This window comes from Plantactinospora veratri, assembly GCF_036421995.1.
Lineage (GTDB): Bacteria > Actinomycetota > Actinomycetes > Mycobacteriales > Micromonosporaceae > Plantactinospora > Plantactinospora veratri.
Genome location: NZ_JAZGQL010000007.1, coordinates 254,817 through 270,167, shown reverse-complemented (window position 1 = coordinate 270,167; position 15,351 = coordinate 254,817). Strand labels below are relative to the sequence as shown.

Annotated in this window: 14 protein-coding genes; 6 read left to right on the top strand and 8 right to left on the bottom strand. The window is 73.4% G+C overall.

What is annotated here, in order from left to right:
* Positions 1-306 precede the first annotated feature (306 nt).
* Positions 307-1,074 carry a hypothetical protein gene (locus V1634_RS11900; RefSeq protein WP_331207808.1) on the top strand — a complete coding sequence of 256 codons (768 nt, stop codon included), beginning with the start codon at positions 307-309 and terminating at the stop codon, positions 1,072-1,074.
* A gap of 43 nt (positions 1,075-1,117) precedes the next feature.
* Here V1634_RS11900 and V1634_RS11895 read toward each other — a convergent pair whose 3' ends face one another.
* From V1634_RS11895 to V1634_RS11880, 4 genes are all read right to left on the bottom strand, one after another.
* Positions 1,118-1,609 carry a hypothetical protein gene (locus tag V1634_RS11895; RefSeq protein ID WP_331207807.1) on the bottom strand — a complete coding sequence of 164 codons (492 nt, stop codon included), beginning with the start codon at positions 1,607-1,609 and terminating at the stop codon, positions 1,118-1,120.
* A gap of 35 nt (positions 1,610-1,644) precedes the next feature.
* Positions 1,645-2,778 (bottom strand): type III polyketide synthase, encoded by a 1,134-nt coding sequence (locus V1634_RS11890; RefSeq protein ID WP_331207806.1) that lies wholly within the window; start codon positions 2,776-2,778, stop codon positions 1,645-1,647.
* A gap of 178 nt (positions 2,779-2,956) precedes the next feature.
* Positions 2,957-4,126: an acyl-CoA dehydrogenase family protein gene (locus tag V1634_RS11885; protein ID WP_331207805.1), complete on the bottom strand. Its 1,170-nt coding sequence runs from the start codon at positions 4,124-4,126 to the stop codon at positions 2,957-2,959.
* A gap of 47 nt (positions 4,127-4,173) precedes the next feature.
* Positions 4,174-4,980 (bottom strand): methyltransferase domain-containing protein, encoded by an 807-nt coding sequence (locus tag V1634_RS11880; RefSeq protein WP_331207804.1) that lies wholly within the window; start codon positions 4,978-4,980, stop codon positions 4,174-4,176.
* Here V1634_RS11880 and V1634_RS11875 point away from each other — a divergent pair.
* From V1634_RS11875 to disA, 4 genes are all read left to right on the top strand, one after another.
* Entirely contained in the window at positions 4,979-5,866 is an 888-nt protein-coding gene (locus V1634_RS11875; RefSeq protein ID WP_407951762.1) for a UbiA family prenyltransferase, read from the top strand. The genes V1634_RS11880 and V1634_RS11875 overlap by 2 nt on opposite strands.
* Positions 5,867-6,045: 179 nt before the next feature.
* A complete protein-coding gene (locus V1634_RS11870) occupies positions 6,046-6,747 on the top strand; it encodes a hypothetical protein (protein WP_331207802.1) in 702 nt (233 codons plus the stop codon).
* Positions 6,748-6,820: 73 nt separating this feature from the next.
* Positions 6,821-8,266 (top strand): DNA repair protein RadA, encoded by a 1,446-nt coding sequence (gene radA, locus V1634_RS11865; RefSeq protein ID WP_331207801.1) that lies wholly within the window; start codon positions 6,821-6,823, stop codon positions 8,264-8,266.
* A gap of 236 nt (positions 8,267-8,502) precedes the next feature.
* Positions 8,503-9,684, top strand: coding sequence for a DNA integrity scanning diadenylate cyclase DisA (gene disA / locus V1634_RS11860; protein ID WP_331207800.1), 1,182 nt, complete (start codon positions 8,503-8,505; stop codon positions 9,682-9,684).
* A 48-nt stretch (positions 9,685-9,732) separates the two neighbouring features.
* Here the strand turns inward: disA and V1634_RS11855 are convergent, their stop codons facing one another.
* The 3 genes from V1634_RS11855 to V1634_RS11845 all read right to left on the bottom strand — a co-directional run bounded on the left by V1634_RS11855 (position 9,733) and on the right by V1634_RS11845 (position 11,645).
* Positions 9,733-10,473, bottom strand: coding sequence for a hypothetical protein (locus tag V1634_RS11855; RefSeq protein ID WP_331207799.1), 741 nt, complete (start codon positions 10,471-10,473; stop codon positions 9,733-9,735).
* Positions 10,474-10,554: 81 nt separating this feature from the next.
* Positions 10,555-11,112 (bottom strand): peptide deformylase, encoded by a 558-nt coding sequence (locus V1634_RS11850; RefSeq protein ID WP_331207887.1) that lies wholly within the window; start codon positions 11,110-11,112, stop codon positions 10,555-10,557.
* 20 nt (positions 11,113-11,132) lie between these two features.
* Complete coding sequence (locus V1634_RS11845; protein WP_331207798.1) at positions 11,133-11,645, bottom strand: glycine cleavage system protein R; 513 nt, start codon at positions 11,643-11,645, stop codon at positions 11,133-11,135.
* Positions 11,646-11,775: 130 nt separating this feature from the next.
* Here V1634_RS11845 and V1634_RS11840 point away from each other — a divergent pair, with 130 nt between their 5' ends.
* Positions 11,776-12,672: an HhH-GPD family protein gene (locus V1634_RS11840; protein WP_331207797.1), complete on the top strand. Its 897-nt coding sequence runs from the start codon at positions 11,776-11,778 to the stop codon at positions 12,670-12,672.
* 81 nt (positions 12,673-12,753) lie between these two features.
* On the opposite strand, the gene V1634_RS11835 is transcribed toward V1634_RS11840, so the two are convergent.
* Positions 12,754-15,285 carry an ATP-dependent Clp protease ATP-binding subunit gene (locus V1634_RS11835; RefSeq protein WP_331207886.1) on the bottom strand — a complete coding sequence of 844 codons (2,532 nt, stop codon included), beginning with the start codon at positions 15,283-15,285 and terminating at the stop codon, positions 12,754-12,756.
* Positions 15,286-15,351: the final 66 nt, after the last annotated feature.

Below are 15,351 nucleotides of genomic sequence, written 5' to 3'. Positions count from 1 at the left end.
GTCTAGGGTAACACGCTCAGGCACCGATGTCCCACCGCAGTCCTGACCGTTAGCGCAGCTCAGAGGCCCTGTGAGAGGTCTTTCTTCGGCTTGACAAGACAGCGATCCGTAGATTTAGACACGCTGTGTGACAAACGGATCACCGGCCGACAAGGCGGATCGGAAAAATCGGATGTAGGGCGTTGCGGTCCCTCCAGCATATCTCCCGGCACCCGGCACCGCCGCCCACTAGCGATACGCCCCCCGGTGGGGGAGGCTTGAACGGAGCCCGATTCACACCTCAGGTGAGCAGCCAGGGGGTGCGCGATGAGCACGTCGGCGGACGGCGACGGCCGGCCGGACAACGGCCCGTTCGACGGCGTGCCCGACCTGCCCGCCGACTGGGGCCGGATCGTCATCCCCGACGACCCCGCCGAACTCGCCGCCGAAGCCGCACAGATCCGCCGCGAACTGCGACTACGGGCCCGCCGCGACGGCTGGCGCAGGCGTCTCGGCCTCCGCACCACCACCGCCGGCCCCGCACCGCTGCGGCTCTGCCTGCTGATCCTCTCCGTCGCCCTGCTGGCGACCCTGACCAGCCTCTTCGCCATCACCTGGCCCAACCCGCAACGGCCGGTCGCCACCGGCCGGAGCACCCCCGGCAGCGGCCCGAGCGGCCCGACGAGCCCGGTCACCCGCGCCCTGCCCGCGCTGGACCTGCTGGGCGAGGACGGACGGGTCGTCCCGTTGCGCGGCCTGCTCCCCGCCGTGGTCATCCTGATCGACGGCTGTAGCTGCGACGAGCACCTCGACGCCGCCGTACGCGCCGCCCCACCCGGCGTCGCCGTGGTGGCCGTCAGCACCCGCCGGACCGTACCGGGCGCCCGGACCATGCCACCGCCCGGCGGCCGGCCGCCCCGCTTCCTGACGGACCCGACCTCCGAGCTGCGGACCGCACTGCACCTGCCCCCGGCGAACGCCAGACCCGCCGCCGTACTCGCCAGCCGCTCCGGGCAGATCCTCCGGATCGTGCCGGAACTGCACTCGCCGGGCGACTACCAGGCCGACCTGCCGCGCCTGCTGACCGCCGCCTGAGCCGGCCAGCCGATCCGGAGGCGACCGGAACGGCAACTCCCGCTCAGTGCAGCACCACCACCTGGAGGGCGATCTCCACGTGCCGGTGGTTGAGCCGCCGCGCACCGATCGACATCTCGTCCCCGGCCGCGACGAGCTGCACACTGCCGAACGGCCCCGGGCAGCTCACCGACCTCGACCAGCTCCGCGTCACCCCCCGGAGCGCCCGGACGTGCAACTCCCCCGGGCTGAGGCAGACGTACTGGAGCAGGTAGCGGCCACCCGGCCGGGTGTCGATCGACCAGGTGACGAACCGGCGCTGGTTCAGCGTCGCCGTCTCCCGCCAGACCGTGTCCGGGAAGCGCGGCAGGCTCTGCCCGGCCACACTCCCACTCCGCTCGCCGGCCAGGTCCGCCCCGCCGATCCCGGGCGCCACCGCCGCCCCGCCGACCCCGGTCTGGCCCGGCCGGGGCGGCTCCGGAGCAGACCGGACCGACCACCAGCCGCCGAACCCGACCAGCAGCACCGCCGCCATCGTCAACGCCACCCTGCGCACCGGTCGCCTCCTCCCGCCGGTCCGGCGGAGCTGTCCTAGGAGCCGCCACCCCGGCCGGTTTCGTGGACCGGCCGGATGCCGTCCGCCCGTGCCGCTCCGGGCTGCCGGTCGAGCAGTGCCGCGTAGAGGGTCAGCCCGGGTCCGAACGCGAGCATCACCACGGTACGGGGTGGAACGGCAGCTCGCCGGAGTCGTTCCAGGATGAGCAAAGACGTCGGCGACGAACAGTTGCCGTACTCGTCGAGAACCGCCCGGGACGCGGCCATCGCCTCCGGCGGCAGGCCGAGTTCCGTCTCCACCACGTTGAGGATCCGTGGCCCGCCCGGGTGCACCGCCCAGCCGTCCACCTCACCGATCCGCCGGCCGTGCCGGTCCAGCAACGCGGCGACCAGGTCACCGACGTGTGCCGCCAGCACCTGCGGCACCTTCGGCGACAGTCCCATCCGGAAGCCGGTGTCGGTCAGCTCCCACGTCATGTGGTCGGCCGTCGAGGTGTCGGTGACGGCGGTGACCTCGCGGACGGCGTACCCGGGGCGGCTGCCCGGGGCGACCACGACGGCGACGGCGGCGTCGGAGAAGAGCGCGTGCGAGATGATCTGCTGGGTGTCCATCCGGGCCGTAGACGGCTGGATGTGCAGGCTGGTCAGCTCGGCGCAGAGCAGCAGCGCCGGGCGGCCCCGGGCGGTGACGAAGTCGTTCGCGGCGGCCAGCCCGGGCAGTGCGGCGTAACAACCCATGTGGCCGACGAACATCCGCTGGGTGTCCGGGGCCATCCCCATGTCCCGGGCCAGCAGGATGTCCAGCCCCGGCGTGGCGTACCCGGTGCAGGAGCAGACGACGAAGAGGCCGACCTGGTCGGCCGAGAGGCCGGCGTCGGTCAGGGCCCGCCCGACCGCCTCCTTGCCCAGCGGCAGCGCCTCGATCTGGTACCGGCGCATCCGGCGCTCGGTCGGCCAGTCCGAGACGTCCTCCAGCAGCGGGTTCACCGCCGCCTGCCGCTGCCGTACCCCGGAGTTGGCGAAGATCCGCTCGGCGAGCGCCCGGGTCGCCCCGGAAAAGTGCCCCGCGAAGAAGCCCGCCCACAGCTCCTGCTGGCTCGCCGTGGGCGGCAGCGCCACACCCACGCCGGCGATCACCCCGCAACTTTCCGGCCCGCTTCCGCTTCCCATGCCGTCCTCCGATCGCGACACCGCGCACCCCTGCGCGCTCCACGCGCCCACCGAGCCCAACCGCCGAGCGTGACCTCGGGACTCGCGCCGACTCGACGCGCCTGATCGCGACCCGGCCCGACCGGTGGCGGTCGAGCGGCCGGCTCGCGCACTATCAGGTACCCAGACACCGGGCGCCTCACCACCGCGGCGTCGAAGCGTCCCGGTCCGGGTCGCCGCCGAGCGCGGCGACGCCGAGCCAGTCCGCGCAGACGTCCGAGGTCGCCGGATGCAGCGACCCGCACCGGGCGTCCCGGTAGAGGCGTTCCAGCGGATGCCCGCGCCGGGTCGCCGAGGTGCCGGCCGCCTCCACCATCGAGGCCGCCACCTCGGCCGCGGTCGTCCCGGCCAGCAGCTTCGCCCGCCACACCCAGCGGTTCGTCTCGGCGTCCCCCGGCGCCTCGTCGACCCGGCGGGCCGCCTCGGTCACCGCCAGCCCGGCGGCGGCGGTGGCGGCGTCGGCCCGGCCCACCCGGGCGCGTACCGCCGGCAGACCGTCCAACCCCCGTGCGGTCAGGTGCTCCACAGCGGCGTCGATCGCCGCCCTGGCCACCCCGACGTAGACGGCCGCATAGCTGGCCACCAGCCAGTGCGGCATGAGCTGCGCGACCACCAGGGCCAGCCCCTCCACCCCGCCGAGCAGCCGGTCGGACGGCACCGTCACGTCCAGGTGCAGGTCGTGCGAGGCGGTGGCCCGCATCCCGAGCGAATCCCAGGTCGGCTCGACGTGCAGCCCCTCCGGCCCGGCCGGCACCAGGAACTGCGAGACCACCGACTGGTCGGCGACGCTCCGGGCGGCCACCAGGTAGGCGTCGGCGTGCCCGGCCCCCGAGCAGAACGTCTTGGCCCCCTTGATGTGGTAGCCCCCGTCCACCGGCTCGTACGTGGTGGTCAGCTTCGACAGCCGGGAACCGGCACCGCGCTCGCTCATCGCCACCGCGTACCAGGCACCGGCCGCCGCCTCGGCGAGCAGCCGGTCCCGGGCCGCCAGCGCCTCCGACGGTACGCCGAGCGCCTCGGCCAGCTCCTCGGTCAACGCGCCCAGCGCACCGGTGACCGAGGCGTGCATGTTGAAGACCAGTGCCGTGGCGCCGTTGCCCCGGGCCAGTTCGGTGGCGACCGCCGCGTACCCGGCGAAGCTGGCGCCGAGGCCGCCCAGCCCCGGCGGGACCATGAGCCCGAGGAGGCCGGCCGACCGCAGGTCGGCGAAGTCCTCGACCGGAAACGTGCCGTCCCGGTCGTGTTCGGCCGCCCGGGCGGCGAATCTCGGCGCCACCCGGCGTGCCGCTGCGAGCGCGTCCACCGTCATCCGTAGTCCTTCCCGCACCGGCCGGTCGGCCGGCACTGCCGCCCCGGCTACCCCTGCCTGGTCCCCCACCCCTGGTAGAGCACCGCCGCCGACCAGGTCGGAACGATCCGTGGCGCGTCCGGAGGCCCGACCCGCCCGTTTTCCGCCGTGGCCGGGTCGACGCGCCGGACGGCCCGGCGCAGCAGCCAGCGTGCCGTTCCCCAGGCCGCCGGCCGGATGCCCCGGACCCGCAGCGCGATCCCGTGCCGGGCACACTCGGCGACCAGCTCCCGCGCGTCGACGAAGAGCCGGGGATCGTGGATCCCCCGGGGCACCCCGGGGAAGAGTTCGGCCACCCGTACCGCCAGCAGCCGGCTCAGCGCGGTGGCGTTGAGGGTGTCCAGCACCAGGGTCCCGCCGGGCCGGAGCAGCCGGGCCGCCTCGGCCACCACCCGCCGCCAGTCCGGTACGTGTTCGAGCACCTCACCGGCGGCCACCACGTCCGCGCAGCCGTCGGCCAGCGGCACCGCCCCGACGTCCCCGTTCACCGGGGTCACCCCGTGCGCGGCGGCCTGGGCGAGCGCGGAGCGGACCAGATCCACCCCGACGTGCCGGTAGCCCCTGCCGGCCACCCTGGGGGCGAGCAGGCCGGCACCGCAGCCGAGGTCGACCAGGCGCGCCCCGGGACGGGTGGCCGGCGGCACCAGGGCGGCCCGCGCCTCGGCCAGCCAGTGCAGCATCGCGAAGGCGCCGTCCGGCTGCCACCACTCGTCGGCGAGGTCGTCGTACTGCCGGGGGTCGTTGCGGGGCAGCCGCCCGGCCCGGCGCCCGGGCGCGGCGGCCCCGGCGTCCGGCCTGGTCCGCGCTGTCCGCATGCGATCGAGCCTGGCACGACCGAGCGGTAACAACCAGACTTCCCATATGTCGCATGTGGTGTTAGGGCTGGTCCGGGCGAGCCACCCCGAGCCGGCGGTCGCGGTGACCACTGTCTCGGCCCTGCTCGCCTGGGGCGTCGGCCACCCGCCCGCCGGCATCGCCGCGGTCACCCTCACCGTGCTGGCCAGCCAGCTCGCCGTCGGCTGGCTCAACGACCGGCTCGACGCCGACCGGGACGCCGCGGTCGGCCGCCGGGACAAGCCGCTGGCCAGCGGCATGATCAGCCGGCGGCTGGTCGGCACGGCCGGGGTGCTCGCCGCCGTGCTCACCCCGCTGCCGGCGCTCACCCTCAACCTGGCCGCCGCCGGGGCGGTCACCCTCGCCCTGGTCTCCGCGCTGCTCTACAACTGGCCGCTCAAGTCCACCCCGCTCTCGGTGCTGCCGTACGCGGTCTCGTTCGGGACGTTGCCGGCGGTCGTCGTACTCGGGCTGCCCGGCGCGCCGGCGCCGCCGGCCTGGCTCGTCGCGGCCGGTGCGCTGCTCGGCGCCGGGGCGCACTTCGCGAACGTGCTGCCGGACCTGACCGACGACGAGCGGACCGGGGTCCGGGGCCTGCCGCACCGGCTCGGCCCGACCGGCTCCCGGCTGGCCGCCGCCGGGCTGCTGCTCGCGGCCACCGCGACCCTGGTGGCCGGGCCGCCCGGCCCGCCCTCCTGGGTCGGGCTGGCGGCGGTCGCGGTCGCCGCCGTGGTCCCGGCGGTCGGCTGGTACGCCGGTCGGGCCGCCGCCGCCCGGGGCGACCGTCCGGTGGCCGTCTTCCGGGCCGTCATGCTCGTCGCGCTGATCGACGTGGTGCTGCTGGTGACCAGCGGGCGGGTCGGCTGAGTCGGCCACGCCACCGGCCGGTACCGCCCGAGCGGGCCGGACCGGGATACCGGGTCGGCGTACGAGAGCCGATCACCGCCCACTACCCTGGAGCCCGTCGGGCCGGGTACGGCCACCGTGCCCGTTCGCCCCGACCCGCCGATCGCGAGGGCGACCGGGATCGCACGAAGGAGGACCAGGTGACGCGCTCGATCAGGGGGGCTCGGCGAGCCGCTGCGGTGCTGGCCGGTACGGCGACCGCCGCCACCCTGCTGCTGTCCGGCTGCGGCGCGGGCCAGATCGCCGAGACCGCCGCCAAGGTCCCCACCAGCGTCGGCACCAACGCGCAGTCGGCGGACAACAACTTCAAGGTCCGCAACCTGTCGATCGACTACCTGAACACCCAGGGTTATCCGGCCGGCGCGGACGCGCCGATGAACGTCGGCCTCTTCAATGACTCCGGCGAGGCCGTGACGGTGCGGGTCAGCTCGGCCGGTGCCCGTGCGGTGGTGCTGGCCGGCGCAGCGGGCGGTACCGCCTCGGCGAGCCCGTCCGCGACCACCGGCAGCCCGTCGCCGGAGGCGACCTCGGGCAGCCCGTCGCCGGGCGGCTCTCCGTCGGCGACCCCGACCGAGGGTGCCGTCGCCCCGTCTCCCACGGCGTCCCCGACGCGGCCGGCCGAGATCCAGATCCCGGCGCGCGGGTTCGTCATCCTGGACGAGACCACCGGTAGCTGGCTCCAGCTCTCCGGGCTGACCGAACCGCTGCCGCCGGGCGGCAACATCGAGCTGACCTTCGACTTCGGTGGGACCCAGGTGCCGGTACAGGCCCCGGTCGCGGTGCCGCTGACGCCGGCCCCGGTCGCCACCCCGGTCGTCGGCGAGGACGAGGGGCACGAGTAGTCGGCTGCCGTGGCGGCTCGGCGTGCGGCCGGGTCTCTCCGGTTCCGTCGTACGGATTGGTTAGCGTGCTGGGGTGACGACCAGCCGAGCCACGCCCCGCCCAGCGACCGGGCGCGGCCGTGCCGCGAGCCGCGACCCCCGGCCCGCCTACGAGTGCGACGCCTGCGGCCACCAGCCGCCGAAGTGGGTCGGCCGGTGCCCGGAGTGCGGCGAGTGGGGCTCGGTCGTCGAGTCGACCCTCACCGGCCCCACCGTCTCCGGCCGGGTGGTCAGTTCCCGGGCGCCGGCCGAGCCGGCCCGGCCGATCGCCACCATCAGCGCCGCCCCGGCCCGGGCACGTCCGACCGGCGTGCCGGAGCTGGACCGGGTGCTCGGCGGCGGCCTGGTGCCCGGCGCGGTGGTGCTGCTCGCCGGTGAGCCCGGGGTCGGCAAGTCGACGCTGCTGCTCGACGTGGCCCAGCAGTGGGCGGCCGGCGCCGGCAGCCCGTCGCTGGTGGTCAGCGGCGAGGAGTCGGTGAGCCAGGTCCGGCTGCGGGCCGAGCGGATGGGCACCCTGCACGACCGGCTCTACCTGGCCGCCGAGAACGACCTCTCCGCCGTCCTCGGCCACCTCGACGCGGTCAAGCCGGGCCTGCTGGTGCTGGACTCGGTGCAGACCGTCTCCACCCCCGGCACCGAGGGGGTGCCGGGCGGGGTCAGCCAGGTCCGGGCGGTCACCGCCGCCCTGGTCGCGGTCGCCAAGGAGCGGGGGATCGCCACCGTACTCGTCGGGCACGTCACCAAGGACGGGCAGGTCGCCGGCCCCCGCGTGCTGGAGCACCTGGTCGACGTGGTGCTGCACTTCGAGGGCGACAAGCACTCGTCGCTGCGGATGGTGCGCGGCGTGAAGAACCGCTTCGGCACCGCCGACGAGGTCGGCTGCTTCGAGATGCACGAGGGCGGGATCAGCAGCCTGGCCGACCCGTCCGGGCTGTTCCTGACCCGCTCCGCCGACCCGGTCCCCGGCACCTGTGTGACGGTGGCGATGGAGGGCCGGCGGGCGCTGGTCACCGAGGTGCAGGCGCTGATCGGCGCCACGGTGGCCGGGTCGCCACGGCGGACCGTCTCCGGGCTGGACAGCGCCCGGCTGGCGATGGTGCTGGCGGTGCTGCAACGCCGGACCGAGCGGCTGACCCTGCACGACCGGGAGGTCTTCGCCGCCACCGTCGGCGGGATCCGGGTGGTCGAGCCGGCCGCCGACCTCGCCGTCGCCCTGGCGGTCGCCTCCGGCGGGCTCAACCTCGCCATCGCGCCGAATCTGGTGGCGATCGGGGAGGTGGGGCTGACCGGCGAGGTGCGTCGGGTCGCCGCCGTGCCCCGGCGGCTGGCCGAGGCGGCCCGGCTCGGCTTCAAGTACGCCCTGGTGCCTACCGGCTGCGGGCCGAACGCCAGCGGGGTGGCTCCGGAGAACATGCGGGTGACGGAAGTCACCGACGTACGATCGGCGCTGCAATGCGTGGCCCGGGTGTCGGCTGAGTAACCATACGGTCACGCCGCGCTGCGGTTGGCCGGGGCGTGGCATGCTTACGGCCGTTGCCACCTGCGGCCGGACGGGACGGCCACGCCCGGCAAGGCTTGCCAATCAGCTACAAACTGGACACTACGCGGCGGGTCCCAGACGGTACCGACGGCGCGCCGATGGGAGGAAGCAGGCACAGTGGCACGTCACAGTAACCGCGACAGCACCGAACGCAGGGCGGTCCGTAGAATGTCCGAGTGCCGATCGACCGCGACGCGAACCGTACCGCCAGCGCGGCTTCTCCTGTCCGCACCAGCGCCGGCACCTCGACCCGCCCCGTCGGAGTCGGCATGACCATGAACGGGACGGGCCCGACCGGCGACCCGTTGCGGGCCAACCTGGCGCTGATGGCGCCGGGCACGGCGCTGCGGGACGGGCTGGAGCGCATCCTGCGTGGCCGTACCGGTGCCCTGATCGTGCTCGGCTACGACCGGGTCGTCGAGACGCTCTGCACCGGCGGCTTCCCGCTCGACGTCGAGTTCTCCGCCACCCGGGTCCGCGAACTGTGCAAGATGGACGGCGCCGTCGTGCTCTCCAGCGACGGCACCCGGATCGTCCGGGCCGCCGTGCACCTGATGCCCGACCCGTCGATCCCGACCGAGGAGTCCGGCACCCGGCACCGCACCGCCGAGCGGGTCGCCCGGCAGACCGGCTTCCCGGTGATCTCGGTGAGCCAGTCGATGCGGATCATCAGCCTCTACGTCAACGGCCAGCGGCACGTGCTGGACGACTCCGCCGCGATCCTGTCCCGGGCCAACCAGGCACTGGCCACTCTCGAGCGCTACAAGCTCCGCCTCGACGAGGTCTCCGGCACCCTCTCCGCGCTGGAGATCGAGGATCTGGTCACCGTACGGGACGCGGTCGCCGTGGTGCAGCGGCTGGAGATGGTCCGCCGGATCGCCGACGAGATCGCCGGTTACGTCGTCGAACTGGGCACCGACGGTCGGCTGCTCGCCCTCCAGCTCGACGAGCTGATGGCCGGGGTGGACGCCGACCGGACCCTGGTGATCCGCGACTACCTGCCGACCGGGCGCAAGGCGCGGACCCTCGACGAGGCCCTGGTCGAGCTGGACCTGCTCACCGCCACCGAGCTGATCGACCTGGTCGCGGTCGCCAAGGCGATCGGCTACCCGGGTGCCTCCGACGCGCTGGACGCGGCAGTCAGCCCGCGCGGGTTCCGGCTGCTCGCCAAGGTGCCCCGGCTGCCCGGGCTGGTGGTCGACCGGCTCGTCGGACACTTCGGCAGCCTGCAACGGCTGCTCGGCGCCACCGTCGAGGACCTACAGGCCGTCGACGGGGTCGGTGACGCCCGCGCCCGGGGCGTACGGGAAGGACTCTCCCGGCTCGCCGAGGCGTCCATTCTGGAGCGTTACGTCTGACGGCTGGACGGGGCCGGTGGCCTGTCGGGACGGCCGAGTCGCCGCCGGTCAGCCGGTGATGGTTATCCGGACCGGCTTGCTGAGCTTGTTGCCGAGCCGGCCGAAGAGTTCGTAGCTGCCGGCGGCCGGATAGGGCCCGGCGGCGAGCTGGTTGGCGCACTTGGAACTCTCGCGCCCGTTCCAGGAGATCGTGTACGCGTTCTCGTGGCTGGGCGGGAACGGCCGGATGTCGTTGGCCCGGACCTCGCTGCACCCGTCCGACGACCAGACCTTGCGGGCCCCGGACTTGATGTACAGCTCCTGGAGGTCGGCACCGACGTCCCGGTTGCAGGTCCGGTCGGAGACGTTCTTGATTTTGAGCCGTAGCTCGATCGTCTGGCCCCGCTGCGCGGAGGTCTGCGACGGCACCGGTGTCACCGAGATCTCCTGGTCGGTGCACTCGTTGGGCACCGGCGGCGGCGCCGGCGGCACCTGGCCGCCCGCCGGCTCGACGGAGGTGTCCTCCTCACCCGCCGGAGGGAGGTCGGTCGGCTCGCCGCCCGGTCCACCCGGCTCCGGAGCACCGGACTCGGGGGCGCCCGACGCGGGCGGGCCGGACGCCGACGGGTCGACGTGCGGAGTGAGCGTCGCGGACGGCCCAGGGTTGGCGGTCTTGTCCTTTCCGGGGTCGCCCGCTGTGTTGACGCAGGAGTAGAGGATCACGACCAGGAAGAGCAGCAGGGCGCCGAGCACGACGGCTCGACGCCGCCAATACACGGCGGGCGGAAGGGGGCCAACCGTCAGACGCATAATGGTTTCACCGTATCGGCACGGGTCGCCCGGATCCCCGCGACGCGCCGGAGCCTTGGCACGCCGTCTCGGCGCCGCCGGTCACAGATAGACCTTCCGCTGGTAGACGGCGTGCGCGCCGGCCACCCGGTCCAGAAAGAGCCGGCCCGCGCAGTGGTCGATCTCATGCTGTAACGCCCGGGCCTCGAAGCCGTCGGTGACCAGCCGGACCGCCGCTCCGGTGCCGGGCAGTACTGCCCGCACCACCACCCGGCTGGCCCGCTTCACGTCGCCGGTGAGGTCGGGGACCGACATGCAGCCCTCCCGCCCCGGCCGCCAGCGGCTCGCCTCGACGACCTCGGCGTTGCAGAGCACGAAGGTGCCGTGCGCGGTGACCGTCTTCGGGTGCCCGGTCACGTCCACCGCGAAGACCCGGGCCCCGACCCCGATCTGCGGTGCGGCCAGGCCGACGCAGCCAGGCGAGACCCGCATGGTGGCCACCAGGTCGGCGGCGAGCCGCACCACGTCGTCGTCGCAGGGGTCGACGGTGGCACCCTCCCGGCTCAGCACCCCGGCCGGGGCGGTCACCACCGGGCGTACGGCACCCCGGTCGCCGAGCAACTCGGGTGTCCAGTCACCCAGGCCGCACTCCTCGGCCATCCCGGTGTCGTCCTTCCCGGTCACAACAGGTCCGAGTCGGCACGCCGCAGGGTGACCTCCACGTCCAGCCCGGCGGCCACCTCGGCCAGCCGGGCGGCGATCCCTTCGGCCGCGTCCGGCCGCAGCTCCACCTCGGCGAGGAGGACGTAGAGCGGGCCGGTCAGCCGGGTGGTCAGGTCGGTCACGTTACCGCCGGCCTCGGCGAGTACCCGGGTCAGCGCGGCGACGATGCCGAGCCGGTCGGCGCCGTGCACCGCCATCAGGTACGGCTCGCCGAACGGCGTACTCGACGCCTCGGCGCCGACCTGGCGGACCGTCGCCACCAGCGGACCGTCGGCGACGACCGGGGTCAGCGCCGCCTCCGCCTCGGCACCGGACGGGCCGACGCAGATCAGCGTCATCGCGAAGTGCCCGCGCAGCCGGGTCATGGTCGAGTCGGTCAGGTTGGCCCCGACCTGGGCGAGCGCCTCCGTCACGTCGGCCACGATGCCGGGCCGGTCCGGACCGATGACGGTGATCGCGAGCTCGTTCATCCGGGCAGTCTGCCCGATCATCCACCTGTCCGGGGCCCGACCCGACCGCCGGCCCACGCTCCGGGACGACGGAGATTCCGGCGCCCGCCCCGGCCGCCGACCGGTCCGGCATGACAGGATCGACGGCGCCATGTCGACGACAACTTCGGAACTCGCCGCCGACGCCATCCGGTGGTACGACGAGAACGCCCGCGACCTGCCGTGGCGGGAACCCGGCATCGGGGCGTGGCCGATCCTGGTCAGCGAGGTCATGCTGCAACAGACCCCGGTGGTACGGGTACTCCCCGCCTGGCGGGCCTGGCTCACCCGGTGGCCCCGGCCGGCGGACCTGGCCGCGGACACCCCGGCCGAGGCGATCCGGATGTGGGGGCGGCTCGGCTATCCCCGCCGGGCACTGCGGCTGCACGAGTGCGCGGTCGCCGTGCTGGCGCGGCACGGCGGCGAGGTGCCGACCGGACTGGCGGAGTTGCTGGCGCTGCCCGGCGTCGGCGACTACACGGCCCGGGCGGTGGCAGCGTTCGCGTACGGGCAGCGGCACCCGGTGGTGGACACCAACGTTCGGAGACTGGTGGCCCGGGCCGTCGCCGGAGAGCCGGACGCGGGGCCGGCGACCCGTCCCGCCGACCTGGTCGCCACCGAGGCGCTGCTGCCGATGGCGCCGGAACGGGCCGCCCGGGCCAGCGCCGCGTTCATGGAGCTGGGTGCGCTGGTCTGCACCGCCCGGGCGCCCCGGTGCGTCGACTGTCCGCTGGCCGCCCGATGCGCCTGGCGGGCGTCGGGGCGTACCGCGCCGGCCGGCCCGACCCGCCGGCCGCAGCGGTACGCCGGCACCGACCGCCAGGTCCGGGGCAAGCTGCTGGCCGTACTCCGGGAGGCGACCGGTCCGGTGCCGCGGGCCCGGCTGGACCTCGTCTGGTCCGACGACCTGCAACGGTCCCGGGCACTCGCCGGGCTCATCGAGGACGGCCTGGTCGAGATGCTCGACGACACCTGCGTGCTGGCCGGTGAGGGCGGCATCGACGGATAGCCGCGCCGCGAAGACGAATTCGGCCCGGTGGCGACTGCCACCGGGCCGAACCGTTCATGCGCTGTCTGAGCTGCCGTTCGCCTACTCGTCCGCGCCGGCCGCGGCGGTGTTGCCGAGGTCGGCCGGCACCGCGTCGGGCACCGGGACCGGCTTGTCCGCGCCGCGGAAGACCAGCTTGGACTTGTCGATGTTGTCCGGGTCGCCCTCGCAGTCCACGACGACGATCTGGCCCGGGGTCAGCTCGTTGAACAGGATCCGCTCCGACAGGTTGTCCTCGATGTCGCGCTGGATCGTCCGCCGCAGCGGCCGGGCGCCCAGCACCGGGTCGAAGCCCTTCTTCGCCAGGTACTTCTTGGCGTTGTCGGTCAGCTCGAGGCCCATGTCCTTGTTGCGGAGCTGGGTCTCGATCCGCTGGATCATGATGTCCACGATCGAGAGGATCTCGGTCTGGTTGAGCTGGTGGAACACGATCGTGTCGTCGATCCGGTTGAGGAACTCCGGCCGGAAGTGCTGCTTCAGCTCGTCGTTGACCTTCTGCTTCATCCGCTCGTAGTTCGAGTCGGAGTCCTCGGAGGCCTGGAAGCCCATCGAGACCGCCTTGGCCACGTCCCTGGTACCCAGGTTGGTGGTCAGGATGATGACCGTGTTCTTGAAGTCCACGATCCGGCCCTGGCCGTCGGTCAACCGCCCGTCCTCCAGGATCTGGAGCAGGGTGTTGAAGACGTCCGGGTGGGCCTTCTCGATCTCGTCGAACAGGACCACCGAGAACGGCCGGCGCCGCACCTTCTCGGTGAGCTGGCCACCCTCGTCGTAGCCGACGTAGCCGGGGGGCGCCCCGACCAGCCGCGACACGGTGTACCGGTCGTGGAACTCGGACATGTCGAGCTGGATCAGCGCGTCCTCGCTGCCGAAGAGGAACTCCGCCAGCGCCTTGGACAGCTCGGTCTTACCCACGCCGGACGGGCCGGCGAAGATGAACGAGCCGGACGGCCGCTTCGGGTCCTTCAGGCCGGCCCGGGTACGCCGGATCGCCTTCGAGACCGCACGGACCGCGTCCTCCTGGCCGACGACCCGCTTGTGCAGCTCGTCCTCCATGCGGAGCAGCCGGGAGGTCTCCTCCTCGGTGAGCTTGTAGACCGGGATGCCGGTCCAGTTCGCCAGCACCTCGGCGATCTGCTCGTCGTCGACCTCGCTGACGACGTCGAGGTCGCCGGCCTTCCACTCCTTCTCCCGCTGCGCCTTCTGGCCCAGCAGCTGCTTCTCCTTGTCCCGCAGCTGCGCGGCCCGCTCGAAGTCCTGCGCGTCGATCGCGGACTCCTTGTCGCGGCGCACCTGGGCGATGCGCTCGTCGAAGTCACGCAGGTCCGGCGGCGCGGTCATCCGACGGATCCGCATCCGGGCACCGGCCTCGTCGATCAGGTCGATCGCCTTGTCCGGCAGGAACCGGTCCGAGATGTACCGGTCGGCCAGCGTCGCCGCCGCGACCAGCGCCGCGTCGGTGATGCTCACCCGGTGGTGCGCCTCGTAACGGTCCCGCAGACCCTTGAGGATCTCGATGGTGTGGGTCAGCGACGGCTCACCCACCTGGATCGGCTGGAACCGCCGCTCCAGGGCGGCGTCCTTCTCCAGGTGCTTGCGGTATTCGTCCAGCGTCGTCGCGCCGATGGTCTGCAGCTCGCCACGGGCCAGCATCGGCTTGAGGATGCTCGCCGCGTCGATCGCGCCCTCGGCGGCACCCGCACCCACCAGGGTGTGGATCTCGTCGATGAACAGGATGATGTCGCCGCGGGTGCGGATCTCCTTGAGCACCTTCTTCAGGCGCTCCTCGAAGTCACCGCGGTATCGCGAGCCGGCGACCAGGGCACCCAGGTCAAGCGTGTAGAGCTGCTTGTCCTTGAGCGTCTCCGGCACCTCGCCCTTGATGATCCGCTGGGACAGCCCCTCGACGACCGCGGTCTTGCCGACCCCGGGCTCGCCGATCAGGACCGGGTTGTTCTTGGTACGGCGGGAGAGCACCTGCATCACCCGCTCGATCTCCTTCTCCCGGCCGATGACCGGGTCGAGCTTGCCCTCCCGGGCAGCCTGGGTCAGGTTGCGACCGAACTGGTCCAGCACCAGGCTGGTCGACGGCGCGGCCTCACCCGGCGCGGTACCGGCAGCCGCCGGCTCCTTGCCCTGGTAGCCGGAGAGGAGCTGGATCACCTGCTGCCGGACCCGGTTGAGGTCGGCGCCGAGCTTCACCAGCACCTGGGCGGCAACGCCCTCGCCCTCGCGGATCAGGCCGAGCAGGATGTGCTCCGTACCGATGTAGTTGTGGCCGAGCTGCAACGCCTCGCGCAGCGACAGCTCCAGCACCTTCTTGGCCCGCGGCGTGAACGGGATGTGCCCGCTCGGCGCCTGCTGACCCTGGCCGATGATCTCCTCGACCTGCTGGCGGACGCCCTCCAGCGAAATCCCCAGGCTCTCCAGGGCCTTCGCCGCGACGCCCTCACCCTCGTGGATGAGGCCTAGCAGGATGTGTTCCGTACCGATGTAGTTGTGGTTGAGCATCCGGGCTTCTTCTTGAGCCAGGACGACAACCCGCCGCGCTCGGTCGGTGAACCGCTCGAACATGCCCTCGTGCTCCTCACGTGCCGTGCGCACTCGATCTTGATGGCCAAGCATCGTGGCGGGGCCACC